17 protein-coding genes are annotated in these 17681 nt (G+C 53.1%); 3 read left to right on the forward strand and 14 right to left on the reverse strand.

The genetic code is table 11. The features are described 5' to 3' along the window. Positions 1 to 97: 97 nt before the first annotated feature. From hemG to pepQ, 4 genes are read right to left on the reverse strand one after another with little or no spacing between them, the layout of a single operon-like run. Positions 98 to 643: a menaquinone-dependent protoporphyrinogen IX dehydrogenase gene (hemG, locus tag N0B36_RS22200; protein ID WP_016155152.1), complete on the reverse strand. Its 546-nt coding sequence runs from the start codon at positions 641 to 643 to the stop codon at positions 98 to 100. A gap of 11 nt (positions 644 to 654) precedes the next feature. Then, complete coding sequence (gene trkH / locus N0B36_RS22205) at positions 655 to 2106, reverse strand: Trk system potassium transporter TrkH (RefSeq protein ID WP_003017848.1); 1452 nt, start codon at positions 2104 to 2106, stop codon at positions 655 to 657. 38 nt (positions 2107 to 2144) lie between these two features. Then, positions 2145 to 2759, reverse strand: coding sequence for an IMPACT family protein (locus N0B36_RS22210; protein WP_047499555.1), 615 nt, complete (start codon positions 2757 to 2759; stop codon positions 2145 to 2147). Next, positions 2759 to 4090 carry a Xaa-Pro dipeptidase gene (gene pepQ, locus N0B36_RS22215; RefSeq protein WP_101701060.1) on the reverse strand — a complete coding sequence of 444 codons (1332 nt, stop codon included), beginning with the start codon at positions 4088 to 4090 and terminating at the stop codon, positions 2759 to 2761. Before pepQ ends, N0B36_RS22210 begins: the two co-directional genes overlap by 1 nt. Positions 4091 to 4279: 189 nt before the next feature. Here pepQ and fadB point away from each other — a divergent pair, with 189 nt between their 5' ends. Together fadB and fadA are read left to right on the forward strand one after the other, a co-directional pair. Continuing rightward, positions 4280 to 6469, forward strand: coding sequence for a fatty acid oxidation complex subunit alpha FadB (gene fadB, locus N0B36_RS22220; protein WP_259688981.1), 2190 nt, complete (start codon positions 4280 to 4282; stop codon positions 6467 to 6469). A gap of 9 nt (positions 6470 to 6478) precedes the next feature. Continuing rightward, complete coding sequence (gene fadA, locus N0B36_RS22225) at positions 6479 to 7642, forward strand: acetyl-CoA C-acyltransferase FadA (protein WP_259688982.1); 1164 nt, start codon at positions 6479 to 6481, stop codon at positions 7640 to 7642. 213 nt (positions 7643 to 7855) lie between these two features. On the opposite strand, the gene N0B36_RS22230 is transcribed toward fadA, so the two are convergent. The 4 genes from N0B36_RS22230 to ubiD form a co-directional block, all read right to left on the reverse strand. After that, positions 7856 to 8836: a LacI family DNA-binding transcriptional regulator gene (locus N0B36_RS22230; protein WP_047416482.1), complete on the reverse strand. Its 981-nt coding sequence runs from the start codon at positions 8834 to 8836 to the stop codon at positions 7856 to 7858. Between the two features lie 7 nt (positions 8837 to 8843). Next, positions 8844 to 9758, reverse strand: a complete 915-nt coding sequence (locus N0B36_RS22235; protein WP_019078422.1) for an ROK family protein — start codon at positions 9756 to 9758, stop codon at positions 8844 to 8846. Between the two features lie 233 nt (positions 9759 to 9991). Further along, positions 9992 to 10693 (reverse strand): NAD(P)H-flavin reductase, encoded by a 702-nt coding sequence (gene fre / locus N0B36_RS22240; protein WP_003828903.1) that lies wholly within the window; start codon positions 10691 to 10693, stop codon positions 9992 to 9994. 40 nt (positions 10694 to 10733) lie between these two features. Beyond that, a complete protein-coding gene (ubiD, locus tag N0B36_RS22245; RefSeq protein WP_016155145.1) occupies positions 10734 to 12227 on the reverse strand; it encodes a 4-hydroxy-3-polyprenylbenzoate decarboxylase in 1494 nt (497 codons plus the stop codon). A gap of 204 nt (positions 12228 to 12431) precedes the next feature. Here ubiD and rfaH point away from each other — a divergent pair, with 204 nt between their 5' ends. Then, positions 12432 to 12920: a transcription/translation regulatory transformer protein RfaH gene (rfaH, locus tag N0B36_RS22250; protein WP_047358740.1), complete on the forward strand. Its 489-nt coding sequence runs from the start codon at positions 12432 to 12434 to the stop codon at positions 12918 to 12920. Positions 12921 to 12925: 5 nt separating this feature from the next. Here the strand turns inward: rfaH and tatD are convergent, their stop codons facing one another. From tatD to ubiJ, 6 genes are all read right to left on the reverse strand, one after another. Next, positions 12926 to 13708, reverse strand: a complete 783-nt coding sequence (tatD, locus tag N0B36_RS22255; RefSeq protein ID WP_047416487.1) for a 3'-5' ssDNA/RNA exonuclease TatD — start codon at positions 13706 to 13708, stop codon at positions 12926 to 12928. Positions 13709 to 13749: 41 nt separating this feature from the next. After that, entirely contained in the window at positions 13750 to 14541 is a 792-nt protein-coding gene (tatC, locus tag N0B36_RS22260) for a Sec-independent protein translocase subunit TatC (RefSeq protein WP_016155142.1), read from the reverse strand. A 2-nt stretch (positions 14542 to 14543) separates the two neighbouring features. After that, the gene (gene tatB, locus N0B36_RS22265) at positions 14544 to 15092 is read right to left on the reverse strand and encodes a Sec-independent protein translocase protein TatB (protein WP_016155141.1); all 549 of its coding nucleotides are present in this window, start codon (positions 15090 to 15092) and stop codon (positions 14544 to 14546) included. 3 nt (positions 15093 to 15095) lie between these two features. Then, positions 15096 to 15350, reverse strand: coding sequence for a Sec-independent protein translocase subunit TatA (gene tatA / locus N0B36_RS22270; RefSeq protein ID WP_003017888.1), 255 nt, complete (start codon positions 15348 to 15350; stop codon positions 15096 to 15098). Positions 15351 to 15428: 78 nt separating this feature from the next. Next, positions 15429 to 17069: a ubiquinone biosynthesis regulatory protein kinase UbiB gene (gene ubiB, locus N0B36_RS22275; protein WP_200104181.1), complete on the reverse strand. Its 1641-nt coding sequence runs from the start codon at positions 17067 to 17069 to the stop codon at positions 15429 to 15431. Beyond that, positions 17066 to 17671 carry a ubiquinone biosynthesis protein UbiJ gene (gene ubiJ / locus N0B36_RS22280; protein WP_016155139.1) on the reverse strand — a complete coding sequence of 202 codons (606 nt, stop codon included), beginning with the start codon at positions 17669 to 17671 and terminating at the stop codon, positions 17066 to 17068. Before ubiJ ends, ubiB begins: the two co-directional genes overlap by 4 nt. Positions 17672 to 17681 lie beyond the last annotated feature (10 nt).

Raw genomic sequence — 17681 nt, forward strand, 5'->3', positions numbered from 1 at the left:
TTCCGTGTCAGTGGAGGCGCATTATAGGGAGTTATTTCAGGCTGACAAGGGGAAATTTAAAATAATCTTCCGAGTGCGTATTTTTTATTCTTTGTGCTTATTTTGACAACGTTTTGTGGGTTAATTGGGCGATTTCCCGCGCGAAATCCGCGACCTGTTCCCAATCGGTATACACCACTTCTTTATTGGTATCTGTTTCACCGCCTGACATCTTCATTATCAGTTGGATCATAACGCGGTCATACCAGCGATAGCGGGGATACAGCAAAGCGCCAGCAATAACCGCACTGCGATCAGGCCGCCACGGCGAACTCATCAGGAACTTACGCGCATAGCTGTTAGTTTGCGGCGTGCGTTTCTCCGGTTTACGGGCAACCAGGTTTACGGAGTAGAAGGCACTCGGCATCGCATTCAGCCGCGTGGCATGCTTTTTCACAAACTCCTGAAAAGCTGCATGGTAATGACCATAGCGAATCGAGGCGCCAATCACCACGCTGTCATAATTTTGCCAGTCAGGCTCCGCGGTACGATGCAAATTAACGACATCCGCCCAAACGCCCAGCTCTTTGAGTTCAGAAGCCAGATACTCGGCGATTTCACGCGTTTGTCCGTCCCGGGAAGAAAAAAGAATCAGTGTTTTCACGTGTTACTCCATTATTCACGCCAGAAAGTAGGGGTAAAGAGTACCAGCAGGGTAAAGACCTCCAGACGACCAAACAGCATATTGGCAATCAGGATCCACTTCGCCACGGGGTTCATACTGGCAAAGTTGTCGGCAACAACCCCCAGCCCTGGCCCCAGGTTATTCAGCGTCGCCACAACAGAGGCAAACGCGGAGAAGTCATCAACACCGGTCGCAATAATCGCCAGCATACTGATAATAAAGACCAGCGCATAGGCAGAGAAGAATCCCCACACAGCTTCAAGGATTCGCTCCGGCAAAGCACGGTTACCCAGCTTGATACTGTAAACCGCATTCGGGTGGACCAGTCGTTTCAATTCGCGGTTACCCTGCTTAAACAGCAACAGGATTCGAATCACCTTCAAGCCACCGCCCGTCGACCCGGCACAGCCGCCAATAAAAGCAGAACACAACAACAGCACCGGCAGGAACAACGGCCAGCGGGCAATACTGTCCGTAGTAAATCCGGCGGTCGTCGCCATTGATACCACCTGAAAAAAAGCCTGGTTGATGGTCGTGAGTGCCGAACCATAGGTATTGTGTATCCACAGCACCAGCGTACAGACAGCCACCAGCGTCAGCTGCACCCCAATGAACATGCGGAATTCTGGATCGCGCCAGTAGACCTTCAGGCTGCGGCCGCTGAGTAAAGAGAAGTGCAGACCATAGTTACAACCGGAGATCAGCAAGAAGATAGCAATAATGGTGTTAATCGTGGGACTGTCGAAATACCCCACGCTGGCATCGTGTGTGGAAAAGCCGCCGATGGCTATCGTAGCAAAGCTGTGCCCAATAGCGTCAAACGCGGGCATCCCGGCAAACCATAGCGCCAGCGCACACGCCACCGTCAGTAATACATAGATAAGCCACAGCGTTTTCGCCGTTTCGGCAATACGCGGACGCATTTTGTTATCTTTCAGCGGGCCCGGCATTTCTGCCCGGTAGAGCTGCATCCCACCGACGCCAAGAATAGGCAGAATAGCCACCGCCAGCACGATGATCCCCATCCCGCCGAACCATTGCAGCATCTGTCGATAAAAGAGGATAGCGTGTGGCAATGAATCCAGCCCCACCAGCGTTGTCGCCCCCGTGGTGGTTAATCCGGAGAAGGATTCAAAAAAAGCGTCGGTTATCGTGAGGTTAGGGCTTTCCGCAAAGATGAACGGTAGCGCACCCACGCTACCCAGCACGGTCCAGAACAAAACGACAATCAGAAACCCTTCGCGCGATTTCAGCTCGCCCTTCTCTTTACGGTTTGGCCACCACAGCATGGAGCCGATCGCCAGAGCAACGAAGAAAGTTTGAGTAAACGCACGCCCTGCCCCATCGCGGTAGATGAGCGCTACCAGTCCGGGGATAATCATTGTCCCCGAGAATAAGATGACCAGTAGTCCAACGATTCGGGTGATGGCGCGAAAATGCATCTCTGCCGCTTCCTTAGTTCTTTAAAATGAGGTGGGGATTATTCTTCAATCGCTAACAATTGCAATGAACCCCGACTAAAATCCGCCAGTTTTGCCGAAAATTCATCCACTTTGGCATAAGGAAGCGCCACCCTGAGCCGAACAAAAGCCTGGTAATCACTGGCAACAACTTTACCGTCAAACTGCCCCAGCAAAGCTTCAATGCCTGCCAGCTGACCGTACTCACACTGCAAAGTATATTCGGTTAATGGCGTCTTGCGCTGCGTCGTTAACTGACGCAACGCCTGATTCACGCCGCCACCGTAGGCTTTCACTAGCCCACCCGTACCCAGAAGGATACCGCCGTAGTAGCGCACCACCACCGCGGTAATCTCACCGATGCCACTCCCCATCAGCTGCGCGAGCATCGGTTTGCCTGCCGTACCAGCCGGTTCGCCATCGTCTGAAAATCCCAGCTGCTGCGAGTCATTGGGCGCGCCCGCCACCCACGCCACACAATGGTGGCGGGCGTCCGGGTGTTCCATTTTGACTGACTCAACAAACGCTTTCGCCGCTTCTACGCCGTCCGTATGGGCGAGCAGCGTAATGAAGCGGCTTTTTTTGATCTCTTCAACGACGCTTACCGGCGCCGCAGGGATTAACCAACTGTCCATTACGCCAGTTTTAAATCCCGTGTCATGTTTTCGATATTGTTCTCGTGGACCACCACGTTATCTTCAATACGAATACCGCCGAACGGTTTCAGGGCTTCAATTTTCTGCCAGTTGAAGTGTTTGCTGAACTGCCCTTCACGCCACGGCGCCAACAGCGATTCAATGAAGTAGATGCCCGGTTCGATGGTCAGGACCATGCCCGGTTGCAGCACGCGGGTGCAACGCAGGTAAGGATACTTCGACGGCGCGGCCAGATGCGTACCGCTGTCATCCTGCATAAAACCAGCGACATCGTGTACCTGCAGACCCAGCGGGTGACCAATGCCATGCGGCATAAACGGCCCGGTAAGATCGTTTTCCACCATCGCCTCTTCACTCATATCAGTGACGATTTGATGCTTACGCAGCAGCTTCGCGATGCGCTGATGGAACTGAATGTGATAATCCACATAGCTGGTGCCCGCTTTCATAGTGGCAATCAGCGCCAGTTGCTCGTCATTCACATCCTTCACCAGATGCGCATAGTCGTTGTCGCTTTTCGCCGACCACGTACGCGTCAGGTCTGCTGCGTAGCCGTTGTACTCCGCACCGGCGTCCAGCAGGAAACTGCGGATTTCAGACGGAGCCTGATGATCCAGCCTGGTGTAATGAAGAACCGAAGCATGCTCGTTAAGCGCCACGATGTTGCTGTACGGCACGTCGGTGTCGCGATGACCGGTAGCAGTCAGGTAAGCGAGGTTGATGTCAAACTCGCTCATCCCGGAACGGAACGCTTCTTCCGCGGCACGGTGTCCATTCACCGCCATTTTCTGTGCTTCGCGCATACAGGCCAGTTCGTAATCTGTTTTGTAAGCACGATAATAATGCAGGTAGTCGATAACCCCTTTCGGGTTGATATTACTGGCCGCGATGTCCAGTTGCAGCGCGCGTTCCGGAACCGGACCGATGTAACCGATATTGCCGCGAGCAGCAGGCAGTTGGCTACCGATACCATCAGCTTTTGGCAGCGCGATGATCTCAATTTCTTCCGTCCAGAAAGAGGTCGGCAGCGGCTCAACGTTGTGCCAGTAATCGACCGGCAGGTAGAACCACAGTTTCGGCTTATTCACGCCATCCACCAGCAACCAGCAGTTAGGAACCTGCGTTACAGGCACCCAGGCTTTGAATTGCGGATTGACCTTAAACGGGTAGGGATGATCGTCGAGAAAGACGTTAACAAGTTCTCCTGAGTGAATAAGTAACGCATCCAGCTTGAAGCGCTCCAGCGCGTCGCGCGTCCGTTCTTGTAGGGTAACGATATGATTTTTATAGAGTGCGGCCAGTGATTCCATTTTCTATCCTTCTGTTTTTTTGACCTCAAGTGTCCGCATCTTAGCACATCGTTTTGTGAGTGCGTGATTTCTGCCGAGCGTGATCAAATCGTCATTTCTTTAATCATTCATTTGCATTTTATTAACATAAAACACACACTTCGATTCATCTGGTATGACCAGATCACCTTGCGGATTCAGGAGACTGACATGCTTTACAAAGGCGACACCCTGTACCTCGACTGGCTGGAAGATGGCATCGCCGAACTGGTGTTCGATGCCCCAGGCTCAGTCAATAAACTCGACACGGCCACCGTTGCCAGCCTGGGCCATGCGCTTGACGTGCTGGAAAAACAACCGAATTTAAAAGGGCTGCTGCTGCGTTCTAACAAAGCAGCCTTTATTGTTGGTGCCGACATCACCGAATTCCTTTCACTGTTCCTCGTGCCTGAAGAGCAGTTGAGCCAGTGGCTGCATTTTGCCAACAGCGTGTTTAATCGCCTGGAAGATCTGCCTGTTCCGACTCTCTCAGCGGTTAACGGCTATGCGCTGGGCGGCGGCTGTGAGTGTGTCCTGGCGACCGATTATCGTCTGGCTACGCCGGACCTGCGCATCGGCCTGCCGGAAACCAAGCTGGGCATTATGCCAGGCTTTGGCGGCTCCGTACGTATGCCACGTATGCTGGGTGCGGACAGCGCGCTGGAAATTATTGCTGCGGGTAAAGATGTGGGTGCTGAGCAGGCGCTAAAAATCGGTCTGGTCGATGGCGTAGTGAAGCAAGACAAACTGCTTGATGGCGCGATCGCGGTATTACGTCAGGCGATTAACGGCGACCTCGACTGGAAAGCCAAACGTCAGCCGAAGCTGGAGCCGTTGAAACTCAGTAAAATTGAAGCGGCAATGAGCTTTACCATCGCCAAAGGTATGGTGGCGCAGACGGCAGGTAAGCATTATCCCGCACCGATTACCGCGGTAAAAACCATTGAAACAGCGGCCCGTTTTGGTCGTGAAGAAGCGCTGAATCTGGAAAATAAAAGCTTTGTTCCACTGGCGCACACCAATGAAGCCCGCGCACTGGTTGGAATTTTCCTTAACGATCAGTTCGTGAAAGCCAAAGCCAAAAAGCTCACCAAAAATGTTGAAGCGCCAAAGCAAGCGGCAGTGCTGGGCGCAGGCATTATGGGCGGCGGCATCGCTTACCAGTCGGCCTGGAAAGGCGTGCCGGTTGTCATGAAAGATATCAACGACAAATCATTAACGCTGGGTATGACCGAAGCGGCCAAGCTACTGAACAAACAGCTTGAGCGCGGCAAAATTGACGGTCTGAAAATGGCGGGCGTTATTTCCACCATTCATCCCACCCTCGACTATAGCGGTTTCGAACGCGTGGACGTGGTAGTTGAAGCGGTCGTAGAAAACCCAAAAGTGAAAAAAGCGGTACTGGCGGAAACCGAAGATCAGGTTCGCCCGGACACTGTACTGGCTTCGAATACCTCCACCATCCCAATCAACGAACTGGCCAGCGCGCTTAAGCGTCCGGAAAACTTCTGTGGGATGCACTTCTTTAACCCGGTGCACCGTATGCCGCTGGTTGAGATCATTCGCGGCGAGAAAAGCTCGGATGAAACCATCGCTAAGGTTGTCGCCTGGGCAAGCCAGATGGGCAAAACGCCGATTGTGGTTAATGACTGCCCTGGTTTCTTCGTTAACCGCGTGTTGTTCCCCTATTTTGCCGGTTTCAGTCAGTTACTGCGCGACGGGGCGGATTTCCGCAAAGTCGACAAAGTGATGGAAAAACAGTTTGGTTGGCCGATGGGCCCGGCTTATCTGCTGGACGTGGTAGGTATTGATACCGCGCACCACGCGCAGGCGGTGATGTCCGCAGGCTTCCCTCAGCGTATGCAGAAAGATTATCGCGATGCGATAGACGCCCTGTTTGATGCTAACCGTTTCGGGCAGAAAAACGGTCTCGGATTCTGGCGTTATAAAGAAGACAACAAGGGCAAACCGAAGAAAGAAGAAGATGCCACCGTTGACGCTCTGCTGGCAGAGGTCAGCCAGCCGAAACGCGACTTCAGCGATGAAGAGATTATCGCCCGCATGATGATCCCTATGGTCAACGAAGTAGTGCGTTGCCTAGAAGAAGGCATTATCGCCAGCCCGGCAGAAGCCGATATGGCGCTGGTGTATGGCCTGGGCTTCCCTCCGTTCCACGGCGGTGCGTTCCGCTGGCTGGATACGCTCGGCAGCGCGAAGTATCTCGATATGGCTCAGCAGTATCAGCACCTTGGTCCGCTGTATGAAGTTCCGGCCGGTCTGCGTGATAAAGCGCGCCATAACGAACCGTATTATCCCCAGGTTGAGCCAGCCCGCCCGGTTGGCAGCCTGAAAACGGCTTAAGGAGTCACAATGGAACAGGTTGTAATTGTTGATGCGATCCGTACCCCGATGGGCCGTTCGAAAGGGGGCGCGTTTCGGAACGTGCGGGCAGAAGATCTCTCTGCACATTTAATGCGTAGCCTGCTGGCGCGTAATCCGGCGCTGGAGCCAACCGCGCTTGATGACATTTACTGGGGCTGTGTGCAACAAACGCTGGAGCAGGGTTTCAATATCGCCCGTAATGCCGCGCTGCTAGCGGAAGTTCCGCACTCCGTTCCGGCCGTCACGGTCAATCGCCTGTGCGGTTCGTCCATGCAGGCGCTGCACGATGCGGCACGCATGATCATGACTGGTGATGCTCAGGCGTGCCTGATTGGCGGCGTTGAGCATATGGGCCATGTGCCAATGAGCCACGGCGTTGATTTCCACCCGGGTATGAGCCGCAACGTGGCGAAAGCCGCAGGGATGATGGGCCTGACCGCGGAAATGCTCTCCCGCATGCACGGCATTAGCCGTGAAATGCAGGACGCTTTCGCCGCACGTTCACACGCTCGCGCCTGGGCTGCAACACAGTCTGGCGCTTTTAAAAACGAAATCATCCCGACCGGCGGTCATGATGCCGACGGCGTGCTGAAGCAGTTTAACTACGATGAGGTTATCCGTCCGGAAACGACCGTTGAAGCGCTCTCCACCCTGCGCCCGGCGTTCGATCCGGTGAACGGAACGGTGACTGCCGGTACCTCTTCTGCGCTCTCCGACGGCGCAGCGGCGATGCTGGTAATGAGCGAAAGCCGCGCCCGTCAACTGGGTCTGACGCCGCGTGCCCGTATTCGTTCGATGGCTGTTGTCGGTTGCGATCCGTCAATCATGGGTTACGGCCCGGTTCCGGCCTCAAAGCTGGCGCTGAAAAAAGCGGGGCTGACTACCAGCGATATCGGATTGTTTGAGATGAACGAAGCCTTTGCCGCTCAGATCCTGCCGTGTATTAAAGATCTGGGGCTGATGGAGCAGATCGATGAGAAGATCAACCTCAACGGCGGGGCGATCGCCTTGGGTCACCCGCTGGGCTGTTCTGGGGCGCGTATCAGCACCACCCTGCTCAACCTGATGGAACGCAAAGACGTGCAGTTTGGTCTGGCGACGATGTGTATCGGGTTAGGTCAGGGTATCGCAACGGTATTTGAGCGAGTTTAATCAAAGCATGCCGGGGGCGCTTCGCTTGCCCGGCCTACGAAATGTTATCTCAAAGCCATTGGTGCCAGAACAAGGCGGCAAGCGAATGAATCCCGATGAGCTTACGTATAGTAAGTGATTCGGGTGAATGAGCGAAGCCAACACAGTTATGGTGCCAATGGCGAAGAGAGAAAGTTTAGTTGCCGTTCTTCCCGCCTGTCAGGGGCGGGTTTTTTATTTCCCAGAACTACCACGCACCACTAACTGCACCGGCAGCAGCAGATTCTCTTCCTGATTTTCTTCCAGCAGTAAACGCAGCGCTTCACGCCCCAGCTGTTTTTTATCAACCGCAATGGTAGTCAGCGGCGGATGTGACCAGGACGCAGCATCGATATCATCAAATCCCACCAGCGCAAGATCTTCCGGGATACGTATACCCTGCTGCGCACACACCTGCTGAACAACCATCGCTGCCGCGTCGTTATAGGCAAAAATGGCATCGGGCGGCTCTGGCAGTCTGAGTAGCTCATTAACCGCATCCACCAGAGATTGCTCGGTATCCAGCAGCGGCGGCGCAACGACATCGTACTCTGGCGGCATTAGCAAACGGGCTTCATACAATGCCTGACGGTAGCCCTTTTCACGCTGACGGATGCTGTAGTGCGCAAGCGTACTGGCAAGAAAAGCAATGCGGCTGCGGCCTTGTGCAATCAGATGTTGCGTAGCCAGATAGCCGCCCAGAGTATTGTCAGGATTCACGCAAGGCAGTCCTGGCGCCCAGAGATCCACCAGCACCAGCGGCAATTTCATCTGTTGTAGCAGCCCAAGCAACTCAGGTTCAAAAAATCCCGCGCAGATTAGCGCATCAGGCTGGTGCAGCATTACCTGCTCACTCACTGCATCGCCTGGACCTATAGAGAGAAAGCTCAGCGCAACCCCCTTTTCGCGACACAGATCTTCTATCCCCAGCAGCAGCTGAGAGTAAAACGGTAAAGCCCGGCTGATATTGTGCTGGCGATGCAGTAAAAACAGGACACGTTTGATTTTGTCTGCGCGCAGGCGAGAAAAATCATAACCCTGCTGCTGCGCCACTGAAATAATGCGCTGCCGGGTCTCTTCACGCAGCCCCGGTTGCCCTTTTAGCGCGCGGGAAACAGCGCCAACCGAGACGCCACAAGCGTCGGCAATGTCTCTGATACGTACAGGTTTCGTCATTTCAGTCTCATGGATTTACTGTGGCTTGTTGCGCCCCCAGCCATGCTGCGCCGCGTACGCCGCTGCTGTCGCCGTGGCGGGCCTGAACGATCGGTGTGCGGCACTGTTTACCAAACACGTACTGCGCCACTCGCGCCTGTAAGCCTGAGTACAGTAAATCGATATTGGATACCCCGCCCCCCAGCACGATAACATCGGGATCGAGCATATTTACCACACTCGCCAACGCGCGAGCCAGTTGATCGCAATAGCGTTCCCATAACAAACAGGCGTCTGCATCACCCGATGCTACCCGTTGCATAATTTGTGGCACACCCATATGTTGCGCGGTGTGATTCATATACTGGCGCTCCAGGCCACTACCCGAAATAAAGCTCTCAATACAGTTCAACTGTCCGCAATAGCATGTCACTTCAGCCCCGTCCCGAGATCCGTGGTAGCGCGGCAAGGCATTATGCCCCCACTCTCCGGCACAGGCGTTAGGGCCGGAGATCAACCGGTTCTCGATGCATAGACCACCGCCGCATCCGGTACCGAGGATCACGCCAAATACCACGCTATGCCCACGCCCACTACCGTCCATCGCTTCTGACAGGGTAAAGCAGTTGGCATCATTAGTAACGGGCACTGGCATTCCTAATGCACGCTCGAGATCTTGCGCAAAGGCCTGCTGATTCAGCACCAGAATGTTGGAATTCTTAATCAAACCTTCGCTATCCACCGCACCTGGCACCCCGACGCCAACCGATAAAGGCTGATTAATGGCCTGCATAGCCCTGGCTATCATCTCCGTCACGGCCTGGAAAAAATCACCGTAACGCTGCTTTGGTGTCGCGCATCGTTCGCGGTAAACAATTTCACCCGCGTTATCAATCACCACCGCTTCGATTTTAGTCCCGCCGATATCCAGTCCGAGCCTCATGGTTTTTCCTCATTTGCCTCTCACAATGTGATGCGGTTTAGCTTGCCTATTTTGTTTACTAAACACATGGAGAGCTGTCACAAAAACTCAATTTATGTTTGAGTGACGGACATACTATGTTTACTAAAAAATAATTATGATGAGAAAGAGAGGCAATGACGCCGGGCCTGCGCCCTGCTAGTTGGAAGACAGATGATTGATGGATGCGCCGGAAGGGCTCCGGCGCACAGCGCTTAAATGAACGCGAAAGCGTCGCCAAACAGGCGATCTTCACGCGCACTGCGTTCATTACAGAACAGATCGCGCGCGATTTTGGCCATTTCAAAACGACCGGCAATGTAGATATCGTGCTCAGCCAGGGTACCGTAATCCTGCAATACCGCCGTTAACACGGTTCCCGTACGACCACGCCAGCCGTCTTCTGGCTGTTCCACCACTGGCTCAACGCGCAGATTCGGGTGATTAACAGACAACGCTTCCAGTTCGGAGAGATCGTAGAGATGCTTCTCTTCGCGCCCACCCCAGTAAATGGTGATATCGCGGTTTGGATTACGCGCCAGCGCAGTAAGCAGAATGGAACGCACGTAAGAGAACCCTGTACCACCGGCAATCAGGATCAGCGGGCGCTCGTCTTCATCACGCAGCCAGGCTTCGCCATGCGGAATGTCGACCTTGATTTCCCGGTCTTTCAGAATGCGGTCCATCACAGCCATGGCATAAAGATTTAGCTCAGAGGCGCCAACGTGCAGCTCAATGAATCCTTGCTCGTCCGGCGTGGATGCCATGGAGAACGGACGCTTATCCCTTTCGTCCATCACGACCATTAAATACTGGCCAGCACGAAAGGAAAACGCCGCGTCTGGCACTAAACGAACGCGATATACGGTATCAGTGATAGCTTCTACCGAGGTCACTTTACAGCTTAAGGTTGTCATGCGCTCTCTCTGTCGGATCAATAGGCAAAACGATCGCGCCTCAGGCGCTTTTGCCGTCATTAAAGATGGCCAGTTCATCCCAAATTGCGTCAATACGCGCAGTTACTTCAGGATCTTTTTTAATCGGGCGTCCCCATTCGCGTTGGGTTTCGCCCGGCCATTTATTTGTGGCATCCAGCCCCATTTTTGAACCCAGGCCGGAAACCGGCGAGGCAAAGTCCAGGTAATCAATTGGCGTATTCTCTACCAGTACCGTATCCCGAGCCGGGTCCATACGGGTAGTAATTGCCCAAATCACATCATTCCAGTCGCGTGCATTGACATCATCATCGCAGACAATAACAAATTTGGTGTACATAAACTGGCGCAAAAACGACCAAACACCCATCATGACGCGTTTGGCATGACCAGCGTACTGTTTTTTCATCGTCACCACGGCCAGACGATATGAACAGCCTTCCGGAGGCAGGTAAAAATCGACGATTTCCGGGAACTGCTTTTGCAGAATAGGAACGAAAACTTCGTTCAGCGCCACGCCAAGCACCGCGGGCTCATCAGGCGGACGTCCGGTATAAGTAGAGTGATAAATCGCCTCTTCACGCTGGGTAATGTGCGTGACGGTAAAGACCGGAAAGCTATCTACTTCGTTGTAGTAGCCCGTATGATCGCCATACGGTCCTTCCGGGGCCAGCTCACCCGGTTCGATATACCCTTCCAGCACGATTTCAGCACTGGCGGGCACTTCCAGATCGTTGGAAATACATTTGACCACTTCGGTCTTGGTGCCACGTAACAGCCCGGCAAATGCGTACTCGGATAATGTATCAGGGACGGGCGTCACGGCCCCCAGAATGGTCGCAGGATCTGCCCCCAACGCCACCGAAACCGGGAAGCGTTCGCCAGGATGCGCCGCACACCACTCCTGGTAATCGAGTGCGCCGCCGCGGTGGGACAGCCAGCGCATAATGAGCTTGTTTTTGCCAATCAGCTGCTGGCGATAAATACCCAGATTCTGCCGCTCTTTATGTGGGCCACGCGTTACGGTTAGCCCCCAGGTAATCAGCGGTGCGGCATCTTCCGGCCAACAGGTCATAATCGGAATACGGTTTAAATCGACGTCATCACCGGAGTAGATTTTTTGCTGACAAGGCGCACCGCGCAACCGCTTAGTCGGCATGTTCAGCACCTGCTTAAACTGCGGCAGCTTATCAAACAGATCGCGGAATCCTTTCGGTGGCTCCGGCTCTTTCAAAAACGCCAACAGTTTACCGACTTCCCGTAGTGCCGAGACATCTTCCTGCCCCATCCCCATCGCAACACGCTTCGGTGTGCCAAACAGGTTACACAGCACCGGCATGGAATAGCCTTTAGGATTCTCAAACAGTAACGCAGGCCCGCCAGCACGTAGGGTGCGATCGGCAATTTCAGTAATTTCCAGGTGGGGATCCACCTCAAGCGAAATGCGTTTGAGCTCGCCCTGCTGTTCAAGCAGCGTCAGGAAGTCGCGTAAATCGTGATATTTCATGGCGTCCATTGTGGCCTCTTCGTAAGCGCTTCATTATACGGCGTTCATCATTGTGATGCTGTATTTTTGTTAAATTAGCGTGAACTCTGGCGATACATATAAGCCCTGGGAGTATATACCCGTTGGGTTTCAGCCTGCTTTGAGGCGGGTATAATTAACTTAACTCATGGCTTTTGCTATGCTAGCGCTCAGAACAAGCGAATAAGAGTTATTATGCAATCCTGGTATTTACTGTACTGCAAACGTGGGCAACTTCAGCGAGCCCAGGAACACCTGGAAAGACAGGCGGTGAACTGCCTGACGCCTATGATCACCCTGGAAAAAATGGTGCGCGGTAAACGTACCACAGTCAGTGAACCACTATTCCCTAATTACATGTTTGTCGAGTTCGACCCGGAAGTGATCCACACCACCACGATCAACGCCACGCGTGGTGTCAGCCATTTTGTTCGTTTTGGAGCGACACCTGCGACCGTTCCATCCCCCGTTATTCACCAGCTTTCTATCTACAAGCCTGAAGGTATTGTTGACCCGCAAACCCCTCAGCCTGGGGACAGCGTGATTATTACTGAAGGGGCGTTTGAGGGACTGAAAGCGATCTTCACCGAACCGGATGGCGAAGCGCGTTCCATGCTACTGCTTAACCTCTTGAATAAAGAGATTAAGCAGAGTGTGAAAAATACCGGTTTTCGAAAAATATAAGCCGTTTAGAAGGTCACTTCGAACAGCGTTCTGACGTTGGCATCAATGGTTGCTGACAGCCATTGAGGATCTTCCCCACGCCAGTGAGCAATTCGCTCAAGAATATGCGGCAGGTGCGCCGGTTCATTGCGACGTGACGTCGGTTTAGGCGTTAAGTCGCGAGGGAGTAGATAAGGTGCATCGGTTTCTATCAGCAGTCTTTCCACCGGAATAAACGGCAGCAGCTCCCGCAGTTCCATCCCCCGGCGTTCATCACAGACCCACCCGGTGATACCGATATAAAGCCCTCGGTCCACGCAGTCCTGCATCTCCTGGCGCGAACCGGTGAAACAGTGCAGCACCGCGCCTGGGAGGCTGTCCAGCCACGGCTCCAGCAACGTCAGAAAACGCTCATGCGCATCCCGACAATGCATGAAAATCGGCATCTGCAGTTCAGCAGCAATGCGCAGTTGCGCTTCAAAAGCACGTTCCTGCTCCTGCGGCGTGGAGAAATTGCGATTGAAATCCAGGCCGCACTCACCAATAGCGACTACCTTCGACTGGTTTGCCAGCGCGATGATCTCGTCTTCCGTTGAGGATTGCCATTGGCTGCTGTCATGCGGGTGCACGCCAGCCGTGGACCAGCAATGCGGATAATGCTGCGCCAGCTTTAACGCCTGCTGGCTTTCGTGAAGGTTTGTTCCGGTCAGAAGCATACCGTTTACGCCCGCAGCAAAGGCGCGCGCCACGACCTCATCCCGGTCTTTCGCAAATTGTGAACTGGTTAAATTAACGCCAATATCAAACATGCTTCCTCCCATATGACAACCGCCCTGACGGGCGGTTGAATTTATTCTTCAGTTTTCTCGGTGGCTTCGGCTTCTTTTGCTTCTTCAGCCTCGTTGTCCTCATCTCTCGTACGTCGCTTACCGACATAGAAACGAGAGAAGAAAACACCCACCTCGAACAGGCAGTACATCGGTATCGCCAACAACGTTTGCGAGAAGACATCTGGCGGAGTCAGTAGCATCCCGACGACAAAAGCACCCACCACAACATAAGGACGTTTTTTGCGTAAATCATCTGGCGTCGTAATGCCCATCCAGCATAGCAGCACGATGGCGACAGGCACCTCAAAAGAGACACCGAAAGCCATAAATAGCGCCATTACAAAGCTGAGATAGCTGGCAATGTCCGTTGATACCTGCACGCCTTGCGGAGCCGTGTTGGCCAGAAAACCAAACGCTAACGGGAAGACAACAAAATAGGCGAATGCCATGCCGATGTAGAACAACAACGAACTGGAGACCAGCAGCGGAACAACCAGGCGGCGTTCATGTTTATACAACGCCGGCGCAATAAATGCCCACACCTGGTAGAGGATCACTGGCGCTGACAGGATCAGCGATACCATGAAGGTCAACTTGATTGGGGTAAAGAACGGCGAAGCCACATCGGTGGCGATCATCGTTGCACCCTGCGGCATCTGTTTAATCAACGGCGCCGCGACCATATGGTAAATGTCGTTGGCAAAGTAAACCAACGCCAGAAAGATCACGATTACCGCAATGATGCAGTTCAGGAGTCGCTTACGCAGCTCAATAAGATGCGTGATGAGCGGTTGGGTATCTTCTACAGCCATGTTTACGGTTTATCACTCGACGAGGGGGAGGATTCGGCAACAGGTGCGACAGCTTTCTTTTCTGCATCCATTAACGTAGCGGAAGTGTTTTCCGTTGGCTCTGGCGTTTTAGCACCCGTGGATTCCGGTTTTTGCTCCGGCGAACTGGCCTGGTTTTCAGCGGCAGCAGGGGTGACCCCTTCTCGCTGCGCTTCAGCTTCTTTCACCACCGGATTATGGATAGTGTGCGCTTCATCGCTCTCTTTCTCAGGATCGTGCACACTGTAAGAACGCTTCATCGACTCTGCCGCTTCACGCAGCTCATCCATTGAGGCTTTCAACTCCGGGGTCAGATTTGTCAGGCTCGCTTTCTCTACTTTCTTCAGGCTGTCCTGAAACTCCTGAAGCTTAAGCTCCTGGGTCAGTTCATTCTGAACAGTAGTTGCCAGGGAACGCAAAGCACGAACCCAGCCAGCAACCGTTTTTACCGCTACAGGTAAACGTTGCGGCCCCAGGACGATGAGGCCGATCACGAACACCAATAACAGTTCGCTAAAACCGATATCAAACACGGATTATACCTGCTCTTTATCTTGGCTTTTGGCGTCTTCTTTTTTCACTTCGCCCTGCTTATCGGTAATGGATTTAGCAGTAAAATCAGCGTCCTGGCTGGTTTTATCTTGCTTTGGCTCATCATCACCCATTGCTTTTTTGAAGCCTTTAATCGACGCGCCAAGATCGGAACCGATGGAGCCGAGTTTCTTGGTGCCAAATAGCAGTACAACGATGACGGCAATGATCAACAACTGCCAAATACTGATACCACCCATACATGTTCCTCTGTCATAGATGATGAATTAATAAGGCCGTAGTATACGTTACACGACCTGCCTAGGGCGATGAAAAATTCAGCGCATTTTGCGCCAGCCGATCAACCAGGCTAAGACGCCGCCGGCCATTAACCAGCCCGGCATAAGCCCCCACTCAGGACGGCTTACCAGCAGGAATGTTCCACTGAGCAACAATGTTGCACCAATGCCCAATAAATAACGGGATTGTCCCTGACGTACATGATTCGCGTGAAGCTCGCGGGCAATCTTATCAACACTGTGCTGTAAATATTTGCCCTGGCGCAAACTGTCATACACCAGTTCAGGTATTTCTGGCATTTTTTCGACCCAGAACGGTGCTTTTTCTTTAAATGCTCTAACAAGCGCCGGAATACCGACCTGATCTTTGATCCAGGATTCGAGGAAAGGCTTGGCCGTTTTCCACAAATCTAACTGCGGGTAGAGCTGACGTCCGACACCTTCAACGTACAGCAGCGTCTTCTGTAGCAATACCAGTTGAGGCTGAACTTCCATATTGAATCGGCGCGCTGTGTTGAACAGATTTAACAGCACATGACCAAAGGAAATCTCCGCCAGCGGTTTTTCGAAAATCGGCTCGCACACGGTACGAATGGCAAATTCAAACTCTTCTACGTTGGTATCCGGCGGAACCCAGCCAGAATCCACATGCAGTTCAGCAACTTTGCGGTAGTCGCGGTTAAAGAACGCGATGAAGTTTTCAGCCAGATAACGCTTATCTTCTTTGTTTAAAGAACCCACAATCCCACAATCAATACCAATGTATTTCGGGTTTTCAGGATGCTCATAACTCACGAAAATGTTCCCAGGGTGCATATCCGCATGGAAAAAGCTGTCGCGGAATACCTGAGTAAAGAAGACCTGAACACCGCGTTCAGCCAGCAGCTTCATATTGGTGCCGTTCTTCTCAAGCGAGGTGACATCTGAAACGGGAATACCGTAAATGCGCTCCATCACCATCATGTTCTGACTGCAATAGTCAGAGTACACTTCCGGGATGTACAGCATTGGGCTGTCTTCAAAATTACGTCGCAGCTGAATCGCGTTCGCCGACTCGCGCAGCAGATTCAGCTCATCAATCAACGTTTTTTCATATTCACGGACCACTTCTGTTGGTCGCAGGCGGCGGCCGTCTGGCATCAGGCGAGGTACCCAACGAGCAAGGCGGTAGATCAGTTTTAAATCCGCTTTAATTACCGGCAGTATGTCCGGACGGATAACTTTGATCACCACCTCTTTCCCATTCGATTTCAGTCGCGCGGTGTGAACCTGAGCAATAGACGCGGATGCCAGCGGTGTGATCTCAAAATCATCAAACCATTCCTCGACGGGCAGCCCACCCATCGCCTCTTCGATTTGTTCTTTCGCTCTTTGCCCATCGAATGGGGCTACCCGATCCTGCAATAGCGCTAGCTGATCGGCGATGTGCGGAGGGAAAAGATCACGACGGGTAGAGAGCATTTGCCCGAACTTGATCCACACCGGGCCGAGCTCCTGTAAAGCCAGTCTCAGCCGTTCTCCCAGCGGTTTGTCTTTATGTCGGTTGGGCATCCAGAACAGCGTGTAACGCCACAGCCGGAGCGGCACCGTGATACGCATTTTGGGGATGAGTTCATCAAGACCGTAGCTTAAAAAAGTGCGAATGATGAAATAAAGGCGCCGTACTTCACCTGGCGTCATTTGGCCTCCAGTTTTTCCAGCCGTTTGGCCAGAGATTCGACCGCACGCTCAACGGCTGCCGTTTCTTCTGCAAACCATGCAACCTCAAGCGGACCTGGAGCCATACGCCACTCTTCGGTGATCGCTTCGGCAACATAGCGCTGCTGGCGTTGAATGTTGTGGCACAGGAACTTCGCTCCACCACGTAAAACTTTGCTGACCCCTTCCGCGACGATATCGCCGGTATAAGGTGCTAACAGTTCTGCGGGATCAAACTCCGCCAGATCGGCCAACGCGACAAAATTCTGTACCACCTGGATATCGCCCTGAACCTCCAGCTCACCACTGCGGATAAGCGTGGTGAGTTGCTGCCGGTCGCGTAATTTCGGTAACACGCTGGCATGTGTGATTACGGTGCAATCGGCTTCGCCTTCCCATGCCCCCAGCACATCGACCTGGCGCTCACTAAACACCAGCACTAACGGTGTTGAAAATCCTTTGAGCTCAACACGCAGCACTTTGCCCTGTAAACGCGTTCTGGCTGACTTGAGCGCAGGAGAACGATACAGAAAGGTGTTAAGCAAATTTTCAACGCCGGCGGTCACTAAGGGTTTTAAAGGCATCCCCAATCTC

It is taken from the genome of Citrobacter sp. XY323 (genome assembly GCF_025106035.1).
Lineage (GTDB): Bacteria > Pseudomonadota > Gammaproteobacteria > Enterobacterales > Enterobacteriaceae > Citrobacter > Citrobacter braakii.

Bases quoted from the DNA above. Each gene is read 5' to 3' on its own strand.
- trkH (WP_003017848.1), bottom strand. From the start codon at position 2,106: ATGCATTTTCGCGCCATCACCCGAATCGTTGGACTACTGGTCATCTTA.
- N0B36_RS22210 (WP_047499555.1), bottom strand. From the start codon at position 2,759: ATGGACAGTTGGTTAATCCCTGCGGCGCCGGTAAGCGTCGTTGAAGAG.
- pepQ (WP_101701060.1), bottom strand. From the start codon at position 4,090: ATGGAATCACTGGCCGCACTCTATAAAAATCATATCGTTACCCTACAA.
- fadB (WP_259688981.1), top strand. From the start codon at position 4,280: ATGCTTTACAAAGGCGACACCCTGTACCTCGACTGGCTGGAAGATGGC.
- fadA (WP_259688982.1), top strand. From the start codon at position 6,479: ATGGAACAGGTTGTAATTGTTGATGCGATCCGTACCCCGATGGGCCGT.
- N0B36_RS22230 (WP_047416482.1), bottom strand. From the start codon at position 8,836: ATGACGAAACCTGTACGTATCAGAGACATTGCCGACGCTTGTGGCGTC.
- N0B36_RS22235 (WP_019078422.1), bottom strand. From the start codon at position 9,758: ATGAGGCTCGGACTGGATATCGGCGGGACTAAAATCGAAGCGGTGGTG.
- fre (WP_003828903.1), bottom strand. From the start codon at position 10,693: ATGACAACCTTAAGCTGTAAAGTGACCTCGGTAGAAGCTATCACTGAT.
- ubiD (WP_016155145.1), bottom strand. From the start codon at position 12,227: ATGGACGCCATGAAATATCACGATTTACGCGACTTCCTGACGCTGCTT.
- rfaH (WP_047358740.1), top strand. From the start codon at position 12,432: ATGCAATCCTGGTATTTACTGTACTGCAAACGTGGGCAACTTCAGCGA.
- tatD (WP_047416487.1), bottom strand. From the start codon at position 13,708: ATGTTTGATATTGGCGTTAATTTAACCAGTTCACAATTTGCGAAAGAC.
- tatC (WP_016155142.1), bottom strand. From the start codon at position 14,541: ATGGCTGTAGAAGATACCCAACCGCTCATCACGCATCTTATTGAGCTG.
- tatA (WP_003017888.1), bottom strand. From the start codon at position 15,350: ATGGGTGGTATCAGTATTTGGCAGTTGTTGATCATTGCCGTCATCGTT.
- ubiB (WP_200104181.1), bottom strand. From the start codon at position 17,069: ATGACGCCAGGTGAAGTACGGCGCCTTTATTTCATCATTCGCACTTTT.
- ubiJ (WP_016155139.1), bottom strand. From the start codon at position 17,671: ATGCCTTTAAAACCCTTAGTGACCGCCGGCGTTGAAAATTTGCTTAAC.